Source organism: Halomonas sp. 141 (assembly GCF_002810305.1).
Classification (GTDB): Bacteria; Pseudomonadota; Gammaproteobacteria; order Pseudomonadales; family Halomonadaceae; genus Vreelandella; species Vreelandella stevensii.
This window is the reverse complement of record NZ_PINZ01000012.1, coordinates 25,327-37,962: the sequence shown is the minus strand read 5'-3', so window position 1 is coordinate 37,962 and position 12,636 is coordinate 25,327. Positions and strand designations below refer to the sequence as shown.

At 61.4% G+C, this 12,636-nt stretch carries 10 protein-coding genes; 8 read left to right on the top strand and 2 right to left on the bottom strand.

The annotated features are described in order from the left end of the window. Nucleotides 1-36: 36 nt before the first annotated feature. The 5 genes from mltB (at nucleotide 37) to lipB (ending at nucleotide 4,372) form a co-directional block, all read left to right on the top strand. The gene (mltB, locus tag CWI66_RS07715; RefSeq protein ID WP_081192909.1) at nucleotides 37-1,014 is read left to right on the top strand and encodes a lytic murein transglycosylase B; all 978 of its coding nucleotides are present in this window, start codon (nucleotides 37-39) and stop codon (nucleotides 1,012-1,014) included. Continuing rightward, nucleotides 1,007-2,002, top strand: a complete 996-nt coding sequence (locus CWI66_RS07710) for a septal ring lytic transglycosylase RlpA family protein (protein WP_100731365.1) — start codon at nucleotides 1,007-1,009, stop codon at nucleotides 2,000-2,002. Before mltB ends, CWI66_RS07710 begins: the two co-directional genes overlap by 8 nt. 66 nt (nucleotides 2,003-2,068) lie before the next feature. Beyond that, nucleotides 2,069-3,274, top strand: coding sequence for a D-alanyl-D-alanine carboxypeptidase family protein (locus CWI66_RS07705; RefSeq protein ID WP_100731364.1), 1,206 nt, complete (start codon nucleotides 2,069-2,071; stop codon nucleotides 3,272-3,274). 131 nt (nucleotides 3,275-3,405) lie between these two features. Then, the gene (locus tag CWI66_RS07700; protein WP_081192913.1) at nucleotides 3,406-3,720 is read left to right on the top strand and encodes an HP0495 family protein; all 315 of its coding nucleotides are present in this window, start codon (nucleotides 3,406-3,408) and stop codon (nucleotides 3,718-3,720) included. A 1-nt stretch (nucleotide 3,721) separates the two neighbouring features. Further along, a complete protein-coding gene (gene lipB, locus CWI66_RS07695) occupies nucleotides 3,722-4,372 on the top strand; it encodes a lipoyl(octanoyl) transferase LipB (protein WP_081192915.1) in 651 nt (216 codons plus the stop codon). A 72-nt stretch (nucleotides 4,373-4,444) separates the two neighbouring features. On the opposite strand, the gene lipA is transcribed toward lipB, so the two are convergent. Both lipA and CWI66_RS07685 read right to left on the bottom strand, forming a co-directional pair. Further along, nucleotides 4,445-5,497, bottom strand: coding sequence for a lipoyl synthase (lipA, locus tag CWI66_RS07690; RefSeq protein ID WP_081138933.1), 1,053 nt, complete (start codon nucleotides 5,495-5,497; stop codon nucleotides 4,445-4,447). Between the two features lie 85 nt (nucleotides 5,498-5,582). Continuing rightward, nucleotides 5,583-6,581: a LysR family transcriptional regulator gene (locus CWI66_RS07685; protein ID WP_039179984.1), complete on the bottom strand. Its 999-nt coding sequence runs from the start codon at nucleotides 6,579-6,581 to the stop codon at nucleotides 5,583-5,585. 249 nt (nucleotides 6,582-6,830) lie between these two features. Between CWI66_RS07685 and CWI66_RS07680 the strand changes: the two genes are divergently transcribed. The 3 genes from CWI66_RS07680 (at nucleotide 6,831) to CWI66_RS07670 (ending at nucleotide 12,631) form a co-directional block, all read left to right on the top strand. After that, nucleotides 6,831-9,221, top strand: a complete 2,391-nt coding sequence (locus tag CWI66_RS07680) for a DUF3141 domain-containing protein (RefSeq protein ID WP_100731363.1) — start codon at nucleotides 6,831-6,833, stop codon at nucleotides 9,219-9,221. 324 nt (nucleotides 9,222-9,545) lie between these two features. Then, a complete protein-coding gene (gene topA / locus CWI66_RS07675; protein ID WP_016914091.1) occupies nucleotides 9,546-12,173 on the top strand; it encodes a type I DNA topoisomerase in 2,628 nt (875 codons plus the stop codon). Further along, the gene (locus CWI66_RS07670) at nucleotides 12,170-12,631 is read left to right on the top strand and encodes a DUF6586 family protein (protein ID WP_100731362.1); all 462 of its coding nucleotides are present in this window, start codon (nucleotides 12,170-12,172) and stop codon (nucleotides 12,629-12,631) included. Before topA ends, CWI66_RS07670 begins: the two co-directional genes overlap by 4 nt. Nucleotides 12,632-12,636: the final 5 nt, after the last annotated feature.

The following is a 12,636-nucleotide window of genomic DNA, read 5'->3' as shown; positions in this document are numbered from 1 at the left end:
CGAAGAAGAGCGGGCGGGTATTTACTGGCGGCGCTGATGGCATGTTCAGCCTCGGCCACCTGGGCGGCCGAGGAGGTCGATTTCGACCCCCGCGTCAACGAGCAGACGCGCCAACTGGTCAGTGAACTGGTGGAGCAGGGCGTTCCCGAGCAGTGGCTGACGCAAGCGCTGGAGCAGGCGACGTTTCGTCAGAACGTGCTGGACGCCATGGCGGGGGCGGCAGAACGGCGTCTGCGCTGGTTCGAATATCGCGATATTTTTCTGAACCAGCAGCGTATCGAAGAAGGTGCTGAGTTCATGCGCGAGCATGCCGAGACGCTGGCGCGTGCCGAAGAAGTCTTTGGTGTTGCTCCTGAGGTGATCACCGCCATCATCGGCGTGGAAACCTATTACGGGCGTCATAAAGGCACGCACAAGGTGCTCGATTCGCTGGCAACGCTGGCCTTTCATCACCCCCAGCGGGGGCGCTTCTTCCGTGGCGAGCTGGCCGCTTTCCTGGCCATTGCCTACGAGCAGGGTGTCGAGCCGGAAACGCTCTACGGCTCTTACGCCGGGGCCATGGGCTATCCGCAGTTCATTCCTACCAGTTACCAGGCCTACGCGGTGGATTTCGATGACGACGGCATTCGCGATTTGTGGAACAACCCGGTCGATGCCATCGGCAGCGTAGCCAACTACTTTGCCGAGCATGGCTGGCAGCGTGATGGCGCTATCTACCACGATGCCGACGGCCCACAGGAAGCCCCCGAAGGCATCGCCTTCAACCAGACCTCGCGCCCCACTTTGACCGCCGCCGACATGGTGGAGCAGGGCATCACTAGCGAGGCGCCGCTGGCCCCTGATGCCCCCGTGGTGCCGCTATTGCTGGATTTTTCTGAAGATGAGCAAGGCTACCGTCTAGGTGAATTCAACTTCTATGTGATTACTCGCTACAATCACAGCCACCTTTACGGCATGGCTGTGGCCGAATTGGCGGACGCGATCCAGCATCAGTTTGAGATTGAGCATGACTAACCTGTTGACCAATGTCCGTTATGTAAGCGGTTCTCTCGTGTTGGCGATGCTGGTGAGCGGCTGTGCCAGCCAAGCGCCGCTGCGTGATAGCGGCAGCGCCGCGCCGCAGCCCAGTGCCGCGCCGCAGCCCAGCGCTTCGCCCGTGGCCAGCGCCGCTCCCAGCGGCGAACGCTATGCCATGTCCGGCGATGCCTATCCAGTAGCACCGCCGGATGTCAGCCAGGTGCCCGATGCCGAGCCGCGCATCGAGGAGCCCTCACGTGCAGGCAATCGCTCCACCTACGAGGTGTGGGGCGAAACCTACCGTGTACTGCCGGACTCGCGGGGTTATGCTCGCCAGGGCACGGCCTCCTGGTACGGTGAAAAATTCCACGGCTACGCCACCTCCAACGGTGAGATCTACGACATGTACAAGATGACGGCGGCGCATCGCTCGCTGCCGTTGCCGACCTTTGCCCGTGTCACCAGCTTGGCCAATGGCCGTTCGGTGATCGTACGCGTCAATGACCGTGGCCCTTTTCACAGTGATCGCGAAATCGATCTTTCCTATGCCGCAGCGGCTCGACTAGGCATTCTGGACGATGGCACGGGGCCTGTTCGCGTCGAAGCCATCGATCCGGCGCAATGGCTGGCCGAGCGTGGTCGAGGCGGGGAGGCGGCCCGCTCGACGGCGGCGAGCTCACCTGCACCCGCCTCGTCTGCGCCGAGTGTGGTGAGTGCTCCCGCTGCGCCTTCGTCTTCTGCTTCGCCGGTATCCAGTCAGCCGAGCGGTGACGGCATCTTCCTGCAAATTGCCGCGTTAGGTACGGCAGAGGGTGCCCAGCAGTTGCAGCAACGCCTTTCTGGGGAGTTATCGCATGGTGTACATGTGAAGAGCGAGGCTGAAGTGCATCGGGTTCAGGTGGGCCCAGTGACTCCTGCCCAGGAAAACCAGGCGCGGGAAGATCTGCGCCGTGCGGGCTTTCCTCAAGTGTTTATAGTGCGATAATGCGTGCCAATTTAGTCATCCAGCAGCGCCACCGTGCTGCCATTCAATGTAAGTGAGACGTGTGTGATGAGTGTATTGATTTCGATTCGCCGGACCGCCAAGCTGTGCCTGTTTGCCGCGATGACCGTGGTGGCAATACCTGCCACGGCTCAGGTGATTCCCCAGCCGCAACCCCAGACCATCATTCCAGCGCCTCCACAGCTGGCGGCCAGCTCGTGGATTTTGATGGATGCCAATAGCGGCCGTATTCTCGCGGAGCATAATTCCGATGTCCGCCTACCACCGGCGAGCTTGACCAAGCTGATGACCGCCTATCTGGTCGAGCGTGAGCTGGACCGAGGCACCATCAACCTGACCGATATGGTCAATATCAGCGAGAACGCTTGGCGCACCGGTGGCTCCAAGATGTTCATCGAGGTGGGCGACCGCGTCTCGGTGGATGACCTGCTACACGGTATCATCATCGTGTCCGGCAATGATGCCAGTGTGGCCATGGCCGAGCATCTGGCCGGGGGGGAAGCGCCCTTTGCCGACCTGATGAACCAGCATGCCACGCGGCTGGGCATGCACAATACCAATTTCCAGAACGCCACAGGGCTGCCGGGTGACCAGCACTACTCCACGGCGCGGGACATGGCCATTCTGTCCCAGTACATCATCAACGACTACCCTGACCACTACGCTATCTACTCACAGCGTAACTTCTCCTTTGGCGGCATCGATCAGCCCAATCGTAACCGCTTGCTGTGGCGCGATCCTTCAGTGGATGGCCTGAAAACCGGCTGGACTACCGAAGCGGGTTACGGCTTGGTATCGTCTGCGCTGCGTGATGATATGCGTCTGATCTCCGTGGTCATGGGCACCAGCTCCGAAGAAGCTCGCGCCCAGGAAACCCAGAAGCTGCTCAGCTACGGCTTCCGCTTCTATGAAACCATGAAGCTCTATGAGCGCGGTGCCGTATTGGCCACGCCGCGGGTGTGGGGTGGTGACACCAATGAGCTACGCGTGGGTGTCGATGGTGAAGTCTTCATGACGCTACCGCGCAACCGCAACGAAGAGCTGCGCGCGCGTCTAAATCTGGATAGCGACCTGAGTGCGCCCGTCGCCGTTGGCGACGAAGTCGGTACTCTGGAAGTCTACCTGGGTGACGAAATGGTCGGCGAGCGCCAGTTGGTGGCGCTGGAAAACGTGGAAGAGGGTGGCCTGTTCAAGCGCTTCTTCGATCAGGTGCAGCGCTTCTTCAGCAATCTGATCGGCAACTTCAGAAGCTGACGAGCCTTGAGCACGCGGGGCAGGCCAACATGGCCTGCCTGTGGTGTTTTAGCCTCCCTGTCACAATCAGAAGCTCTGGCGTCATCGTCAGGGTTTCATTCGTTTTAGCATTCGTCATAGATAGGCAACTCATGAAAAAAGATACCAAATCTCCGCTGCGTGACCTGCGCCAGCCCGCCACGGTCAGTGAGCCGCCCAGGGTCACTTTTCCCTGCGACTACTCGCTCAAGGTGGTAGGCGATGCGGCGGATGATTTTCCCGCTTGGGTATGCCAGGTCATCGTCAAGCACGCGCCAGATTTCGACGAAACCACCCTGCAGGTGGTGGATAGTCGCAATGGCCGCTTCCAATCGGTACGGGTGACCATCGTGGCTACCGGTGAACAACAGCTGTCCAGCTTGTTCGATGAGCTGAAAGCCACGGGCCGCGTGCACATGGTGGTGTGACATGAGCCCCGCACCCATCGAGCTGCACCGCCTGGGGCGCCGGCCCTACCAGCCTGTCTGGGAAGCCATGCGTGAGCTCACCGACTGCCGTGACGAGCATACGCCCGACCAGTTCTGGCTGGTCGAGCACGACCCGGTCTTCACCCAAGGGCAGGCGGGCAAACCCGAACATTTGCTGATGCCGGGCGATATCCCGGTGGTCAATACCGACCGTGGCGGTCAGGTGACCTACCACGGGCCTGGGCAAGTGGTGCTTTACCCGTTGCTGGACGTGCGGCGTGGCAGGATCGGTGTGCGTGAGCTGGTCAGCGCCCTGGAAAATGCGGTGATCGACGTGCTGGCCCGCCTTGGTGTCGATGCCTGGGCCAAGCCGGATGCGCCGGGCGTGTATACCCGCACGGTGATGGGGGAGGCCAAGATTGCATCGCTGGGGCTGCGCATTCGTCGAGGGGCCAGCTACCACGGCGTTGCGCTAAACGTCGACGGCGACCTGTCGCCGTTTGGGCGCATCAACCCCTGTGGCTACGCAGGCATGCAGGTAACGCGCTTGGGCGATCTGGTGACGCTAGATGATGGCGCAGATATCGGGGGCGCACTGGCCCTGGCGCTGGCGGAGCAGCTAGGCCGATCGCTGGTGGATTCGGCGTCGTGATCGAGTAAGTGCTGCAAAAGACGGGCTCACCGGCATGCTGAAAGGGCATGCCGGTGACAGTCGTGCGGGGTATCAGCCGACGTTGAAGGCCGGAATACGGTTGCTGTCGGTTTCCTGGCCAGGCACTGCGGCAGGGGCGGCCAGGCCCAGGTTGTTCTTTTCGAACACGCGGTCGGCGCGGTAGCTCGAACGTACCAGCGGGCCGGAGGGAACCTCCATGAAGCCCTTTTCGAGGCCCAGCACGCGATAGCGCTCGAACTCTTCTGGCGTGACATAGCGCTCTACTGCCAGATGGTTCTTGGTGGGGCGCAGGTACTGCCCCAGCGTGACGATATCCACACCGATGGCGCGCAGGTCGTCGAACGTCTGCAGAATCTCTTTTTCCGTTTCGCCCAGCCCCAGCATCAGGCTGGTCTTGGTGATCACGTCCGGGCGGTGGCGCTTGGCGTGGGCCAGTACATCCAGCGTCTTGCGGTAACCGGCACGCGGGTCGCGTACCTTGGAGGTCAGCCGCTCCACGGTTTCCACGTTCTGGGCAAACACTTCCAGGCCGGAGTCGACCACGCGCTCGATGGCGGCCTGATCACCGTCGAAATCCGGCGTCAAAGCCTCCACCACGACCTCGGGGGTGCGTGCCTTGATGGCGCGAATGCACGAGGCGTAGTGCGTGGCACCGCCATCTTCCAGGTCATCCCGGTCGACCGAGGTCAGCACGATATAGCGCAGGCCCATCAGCTCGACGGACTTGGCGGTATTCTCGGGCTCTTCCTTGTCCAGCCATCCCTTGGGATTGCCGGTGTCCACCGCGCAGAAGCGGCAGGCGCGGGTACAGACGGAGCCCATCAGCATGATGGTCGCGGTGCCGTTGCTCCAGCACTCGCCCATGTTGGGGCAGTGGGATTCGGCGCACACCGTGCTCAGCCGGTGAGTCGATACGTTTTTCTTGACGGCTTCGAAACGCTCGCCGCCTGGAATCTGGGCGCGCAGCCATTTGGGCTTGCGTTCAAGGGCGGGCGCATCGGCCTGTGCCTTGCGCTGCTTCATGCCGTCCTTGATCACCGTCATGCCGTGTTCGTTGCGGAATTTTTCGCCGCTGGGCACGCGCTGGGAAGGGGTGTTGCTCATAGGAGAGAGCCTCGAGTCACGCTAACTGATACGTAGGTAGTAGATAATGTAACATACCTGGCAATCAACAAGACACCGTCGCGCATCACGGGGTCTGTTCGACGCTCAGGCCTGGCAAGCAGGAAACGCCGTGGCTGGGGAGGGGGCTGGGGGGCGCCTGGAAATGCGCACGCAGCTCGCTGAGGTGTTCGCGGGTGAAACGCAAGAACAGCTCCGCCACCGGCGTGGGGAAGTGGTCGCGGCGATAGACGGTGCACCAGGCGCGGCGGATCGGAAAGTGGGGCAGCGCCAGCGTGGCCAGCAGCCCCTGTTCCAGCTCCAGCTGAATGGCCATGCGCGGCAGTACCGCCACGCCCAGATGCGCCATCACGCCTTGTTTGATCGCTTCGTTGGTACCCAGCTCGATACGGTGGGGCAGCCCGACTTCCTGATCGACCGCCAGCTGCTCGAAGGCGCTGCGCACGCCTGACCCCGGCTCACGCATCAATACATAGTGGCGGGCAAAGTCCGAGAGGGTAGGGTTGGCCAGTTGGAGCAGCGGATGCTCCGGCCATACCACGGCCACCAGCTCATTTTCCAATACCGGCATGACCACCAGCCCATCGTCCTCCGGCACCATGGCCATGATGACCACGTCATCCTGCTGGTCGGCGAGGCGCTCCAGTGCCTGGCTGCGGTTGCATACTTTCAGGCGTAGCTGCACATCGGGGTAGCGGGCGCGAAAGCGTGACAGCAGATAGGGCACCACGTATTGGGCAGAAGAAACCGCTGCAATGCTCAACTTGCCGCTGATCTTGCCGTTAATATCTGAAAGGTGCATCTGCAGGCGCGAGAGCTGTCCGAAGATTTCCCGAGTGGAGAGCGCCAGCGTATCCGCCGCAGGCAGTACATGCAGGGTTTTACCGGCATAGCGAAACAGCGGCTGCCCCAGCGCCTGTTCCAGCTGGCGAATCTGGGCGCTCACGGCGGGTTGAGTCAGGCCTAGCTGTTCGGCGGCACGCGAATACGAGCGCTGGCGATGTACGGCCTGAAACACCTGCAGTTGGCGAAACGTCAAGCGGTTGAGCAGCGACGGGGATGACATAACCACCTCGAGGTAAACGTGCTCGGTCAGCGTCAGCGACTCCCAAGCGCGTGGGTCCATGTCGAAATGCTACCACCCTTTGCCCGCTAACGCCTTGAATCGCTGTCGCTCGATGGTTCATACATAGGTTGTTACACAGGTTCATGTATGGGTAATGATCGACGTCTGGCAAGGAGTGGCCTAAACTATATTGCATTGCAGCATCAGGCTTCGGGCTTGGTGCCCCGCATCAACCCCACGGGAGACTCTATGAACTTTCTCGCTAATCCCCTGCTTTCCCCCACTCTGGGCAACAGCGCGCTGACGAGCATGATGGACCCGTTCGGGTTTGGGCGTGCTGCCTTGAGCTACTGGCGCGACAGCGTCGAGCGCAACGTGCTGTACTGGGATGTGATGCGCGAACGGGGCAACCAGTATCTGGCCCACATGGAGCAGACCAAGCCCAACGTGCTGGGGTTCGATACCGAAGGGCTGATGGACGGACGGACGCTGCCCAACCCGACCAATTACGAACTGCTGCGTGTATTGCCCAAGGGCGATACGGTCACCGACCCCAGCAAGCGCCCGTTCGTGGTGGTCGACCCTCGGGCCGGGCATGGCCCAGGCATCGGCGGCTTCAAGCCCGACAGCGAACTGGGCGTGGCGCTCAAGGCAGGCCATCCCTGCTACTTCATTGGCTTTCTGCCCTTTCCCGAGCCCGGCCAAACGGTCGAGGATGTGGTCGAAGCCGAAATCGCTTTCCTGCGTCATGTCATCGAGCTGCATCCAGAAACCACTGAAAAGCCGATGGTGGTAGGCAACTGTCAGGCGGGCTGGCAGATCATGATGGCGGCGGCACTGGAGCCCGACGTGTTCGGACCCATCCTGATTGCCGGTGCGCCGCTCTCTTACTGGGCGGGCGAGCACGGCAAGGCGCCGATGCGCTATACCGGCGGCATGGTGGGCGGTAGCTGGATCACGGCGCTGACCAGTGACATGGGCAATGGCCTGTTCGATGGCGCCTGGCTGGTGCAGAACTTCGAGCGCCTGAATCCGGCCAACACCTACTGGAAAAAGCAGTACCACCTGTATGCCAATATCGACACCGAAACCTCGCGTTATCTTGAGTTCGAACGCTGGTGGGGGGGGCACGTGGTGCTGGGTGGAGAAGAAATCCAGTACATCGTCGATAATCTGTTCGTGGGCAACCGGCTCTCCACGGCCCAGCTGGTGACCCGCGACGGACGACGCATCGATCTGCGCAACGTGCGCTCGCCGGTGGTGGTGTTCTGCTCCCGTGGCGACGACATCACGCCGCCGCCGCAGGCGCTGGGATGGATTCGTGACCTGTACGAAGGCGAAGAGGACATCATCGCCAACGACCAGACCATCATCTACTGCCTGCATGACACCACGGGCCATCTGGGGATCTTCGTTTCCGGCAGCGTTTCCCGCAAGGAACACTCCGAATTCACGGCCAATATGGATTACATCGACGTGATGCCGCCAGGGCTTTACGAAACGACGATTTCTCATGCCAGTGAACGAGCCGATGCCGAGCTGATCGAGCGTGACTACCTGCTCGAATTCAATCAGCGCAACTTCGAGGAGTTGGATCGGGAAGTCATGCACAAGCCCGAAGATGACCGCCGTTTCGCCACCGTTGCACGCATCTCGGAGATCAATCTGGGGCTGTATCGGATTTATATGCAGCCCTGGTTGCAGGCGGTGATGACGCCAGAAGCCGCGCGCTGGATCCGGCGCATGCACCCCATTCGGCTGGGCTACAAGCTGCTGTCGGACCGCAACCCGCTGAGCGTGCCGTTGCCGGTGATGGCTGATTACGTGCGCAAGCACCGTGAGCCGGTAGGGCAGGACAACGTGTTCAAGGCCTTCGAAACCATGGCCTCGGACCAGATCGTCGCCAGCCTCAATGCCTGGCGCGATTTCAGGGACAGCAGCACCGAGCGGCTGTTCATGGATATCTATGGCCAGCCACTGCTGCAGGCGGCCGTTGGTTTGTATGGCGATGCCCATGTGTATCGCCGCCGTCCGGGTGCCGAGCCGGAGCATCGTCGCTTCATCCAGCATCAGCAGGACAAACTGCGCAAGAAAATCGCCCAGGGAGGCCCGCACGAAGCCGTTATGCGGGCAGTCATATACGTACTGGGCGGTGCACCTGCCACCGACGAGCGGAACTTCAAGCGTCTGCGGGCCTCCCGCGCGGAGCTCAAGCCCAGCAGCTCGCTGAGCGAGTTCAAGCGTATGGTGCGCGAGCAGTTTTTCATTCTCAAGCTGGATCGTGAACAGGCCCTGAGCACGCTGCCCGTGCTGCTGGAAGGTGAGGACAATGTGGCCATCGATGGGTATATCAAGCATCTGGAGCATGTGTTCTCGGCCAGCGGTGAGCTGACCGAGCACGCCGCCGAGCGTTTCGAGCAGGTCAAGGCGCTGTTTGGCCAAGCGCGCCCTGCGCTGCCTGCGACTGCCGCCAGCGCTGAGCCCGAATCTGAGACCAAGGCCGAGGCCGCCACTGGCACCGAGGTTGCAACCACCACGGATGCCGAGCCCACGGCGGCATCACCCGCTTCTGCAGCGGCGGCTAAAAAGCCAGCGGCCAGGCCAGCCAATGGGCGGCGCGGAACGTCTCGCAAGCGCTAGCCGCCTCGCGCTACCGCCGATCACGCCCCCGCTTTTTAGCGGGGGCGATTGGTTAGTGGGTGTGGCTTTGGGTTGCCGAGTGTCAAGCGGCAGTCTAGTGTCTAGCTACTCGATATAAAAAAACGCTAGGCGTCATACCGACACCTTCCCGAGCGGGATGTGCCTCGCCATGGGGTGCAGCCTGATGCAGGTTGCTACTAGCGCTTGGGCAAGGGCTGGGGTAGGGTAGGCGCATTTTTCTCATGGTCGCCAAGGCATAATGTGGGGCGACAACGTACTTAGCGCCGTGGCGATCACGCCTCGGCATCAGGAAAGTGGAGCACTATGGGCAAGTCACTGGTCATCGTCGAATCGCCTGCGAAAGCGAAGACGATTAATAAGTATCTCGGCAACGATTTCATCGTGAAGTCGAGCGTGGGTCACATCCGTGACCTGCCGACCAGCGGCTCGGGCAAGGTGGCCTCCGACCCAAAGGAGCGCGCTCGCCAGGCCGCGGCTACGCGCAAGATGTCAGCGGAAGAGAAAGCCGAGTACAAGCAGCGCAAGGCCCACACCCAGCTGATTCGCCGTATGGGCATCGACCCGGACAATGGCTGGGCAGCCAACTATGACATTTTGCCCGGCAAGGAGAAGGTCGTTGCCGAGCTGAAGAAGCTGGCCGAAAAAGCCGATGCCGTCTACCTCGCCACGGATTTGGACCGCGAGGGGGAGGCCATTGCCTGGCACCTGCGGGAAACCATTGGTGGTGACGACAGCCGCTATAAACGCGTGGTGTTCAACGAAATCACCAAGAATGCCATTCAGGATGCCTTCAAGACCCCCGGCGTACTGAACATTCCTCGCGTGGAAGCCCAGCAGGCGCGCCGTTTCCTCGACCGGGTCGTGGGCTTCATGCTCTCGCCGCTGCTGTGGGCCAAGATTGCCCGTGGCCTGTCTGCCGGCCGTGTACAGTCGGTGGCCGTGCGTTTGATCGTCGAACGTGAGCGGGAAATTCGCGCCTTCATTCCCGAAGAGTTCTGGGACGTGCATGCGGATCTGGTCTCGCCGGAGGGCGAGCTGGTGCGTTTTGCTTTGGCGCGGCAGGATGGTCAGGCCTTCCGCCCCACCTCGGAAAAAGAGACCCTGGAGCGAATTGCCAAGCTGCGCAAAGCCAAACTGTCGATCACGTCTCGCGAAGACAAACCGACACGCTCCAAGCCTACCGCTCCCTTCATTACCTCGACGCTGCAGCAGGCTGCCAGCGGGCGGCTAGGGTTCTCGGTCAAGAAGACCATGACCATGGCCCAGCGGCTCTACGAAGCTGGCTACATCACTTATATGCGTACCGACTCGACCAATTTGTCCAAGGATGCGGTCGAGAGCGTGCGTTCGTTTATTGGTGATGAGTATGGGGAGCGCTACCTGCCCGAAGCGCCCAACCGCTACAGCAGCAAAGAGAGCGCACAGGAAGCCCACGAGGCGATTCGCCCCTCCAGCGTGGAGCGCAAGTCCACGGATCTGGTGGGCATGGAGCGTGACGCCGAGCGCCTGTATGAGCTGATCTGGCGGCAGTTCGTGGCGTGCCAGATGACCCCGGCGGAATATCTTTCCAGCACCCTCAATGTCGAAGTCGATGGCTACGAACTGCGTGCCAAAGGGCGCGTGCTCAAGTTCGATGGTTACACCCGGGTGATGAAGCCGACCGGCAAGAACGAGGATCAGACCCTCCCCGACCTGCCCACCGGCACGCCCATGAGACTTGAAGTGCTCGACCCTCAGCAGCACTTCACCAAGCCGCCTGCGCGTTACACCGAAGCCAGCCTGGTCAAGGAGCTGGAGAAGCAGGGCATCGGGCGACCTTCTACCTATGCCTCGATCATCTCCACGATTCAGGATCGGGGTTATGTGAAGCTGGAAAACCGCCGCTTCTATGCCGAAAAGCTGGGCGATATCGTCACCGAGCGCCTCAAGGAGTCGTTCCCGGACCTGATGGATTACTCCTTCACGGCGCGGATGGAAGACAGCCTGGACGAAGTCGCCGAGGGTGAGCGCAACTGGCGGGCGCTGCTGGATGCCTTCTACGAAGAGTTTCGTCATGAGCTGGCCAAGGCCGAGAGCGACGAGGGAATGCGCCCCAACCAGCCGGTACCGACCAACATCGACTGCCCCAGCTGTGGCCGTCAGATGCAGATTCGAACCGCTTCCACTGGTGTGTTCCTGGGGTGCAGTGGCTACAACCTGCCGCCCAAGGAGCGTTGCAAGACCACCATCGATCTCATTCCCGGTGAAGAAGCCGTGGCTGAAGATGCCGGTGAAGAGGCAGAAACCGATGCGCTACGCGCCAAGCGCCGCTGCCCGAAGTGTGGCACGGCCATGGACAACTACCTGATCGACGAAACCCGCAAGCTGCATATCTGCGGCAACAGCCCGGATTGCGATGGCTACGAAGTCGAGAGCGGTAAATTCAAGATCAAGGGCTATGACGGCCCATTGATCGAATGCGACAAGTGTGGTTCGGACATGCAGCTCAAGTCCGGGCGCTTCGGCAAGTATTTCGGATGTACCAACAGCGAGTGCAAGAACACCCGCAAGCTGCTGCGCAGTGGCGAAGTGGCACCGCCCAAGATGGACCCGATTCCCATGCCGGAGCTGGCCTGTCAGAAGGTGGAAGACCATTACGTGCTGCGTGATGGCGCTAGTGGCCTGTTCCTGGCAGCCAGCAAGTTCCCCAAGAACCGTGAAACTCGCCCGCCGCTGGTGCAAGAGCTGAAGGCCCATGCCGATGAGCTGCCCGAGAAGTACCACTTCCTGCTCAAGGCGCCCAGCGAAGACCCGGATGGCCGTCCGGCGCAGATTCGCTATTCGCGCAAGAATAAAGAGCAGTACGTGATGACCGACGAAGAGGGCAAGGCCACGGGCTGGAAAGCCACCTACGAAGGCGGTAAATGGCACGTGGAGGACAAGCGCAAGTGAGTGCCCGTTCGCGTACTAACCAGCTCCTTTATCAAGCCGAGCTGATGGTTGGGCTTCCGGTGGGCGACGATGAGCATGCCCCCGCCCGTCAGGGGGCGCTGGAGGAGGGCGCGCTGGCGCTGTTCGAGCTGGCGCTGGCGTCGCTGCTGAAAGAGGTTACCGAGCACGCTCGTCTGCCAAGCCATGACTGGCAGCGCCTGCTGGCCAGCGACGGCCCTGCGCTGGCCGAGCTGCAGCGCTTGCGCGACGAGCTGCAACGCTCGGATAGCTGGCTGGCATGGCTGGTTGGTCAGCTCGAAAAACTGCATGGCGACGAGGGCGCAGCCCGTCGTCAGGTGCATAACCCGGCCATGATTGCGGTAGGTGCCCAGGCGTCGCTGGGTGAGCAGTTGCTAGAGCATTTGCAAGCGGCGAAGCGTGAAATCGCCATGCTCAGGGAGACCAGCGTCGAGTGGTAGGCTTG

Coding starts and splice junctions, on each gene's coding strand:
- mltB (WP_081192909.1), top strand. CDS start 37: ATGGCATGTTCAGCCTCGGCCACCTGGGCGGCCGAGGAGGTCGATTTC.
- CWI66_RS07710 (WP_100731365.1), top strand. CDS start 1,007: ATGACTAACCTGTTGACCAATGTCCGTTATGTAAGCGGTTCTCTCGTG.
- CWI66_RS07705 (WP_100731364.1), top strand. CDS start 2,069: ATGAGTGTATTGATTTCGATTCGCCGGACCGCCAAGCTGTGCCTGTTT.
- CWI66_RS07700 (WP_081192913.1), top strand. CDS start 3,406: ATGAAAAAAGATACCAAATCTCCGCTGCGTGACCTGCGCCAGCCCGCC.
- lipB (WP_081192915.1), top strand. CDS start 3,722: ATGAGCCCCGCACCCATCGAGCTGCACCGCCTGGGGCGCCGGCCCTAC.
- lipA (WP_081138933.1), bottom strand. CDS start 5,497: ATGAGCAACACCCCTTCCCAGCGCGTGCCCAGCGGCGAAAAATTCCGC.
- CWI66_RS07685 (WP_039179984.1), bottom strand. CDS start 6,581: ATGTCATCCCCGTCGCTGCTCAACCGCTTGACGTTTCGCCAACTGCAG.
- CWI66_RS07680 (WP_100731363.1), top strand. CDS start 6,831: ATGAACTTTCTCGCTAATCCCCTGCTTTCCCCCACTCTGGGCAACAGC.
- topA (WP_016914091.1), top strand. CDS start 9,546: ATGGGCAAGTCACTGGTCATCGTCGAATCGCCTGCGAAAGCGAAGACG.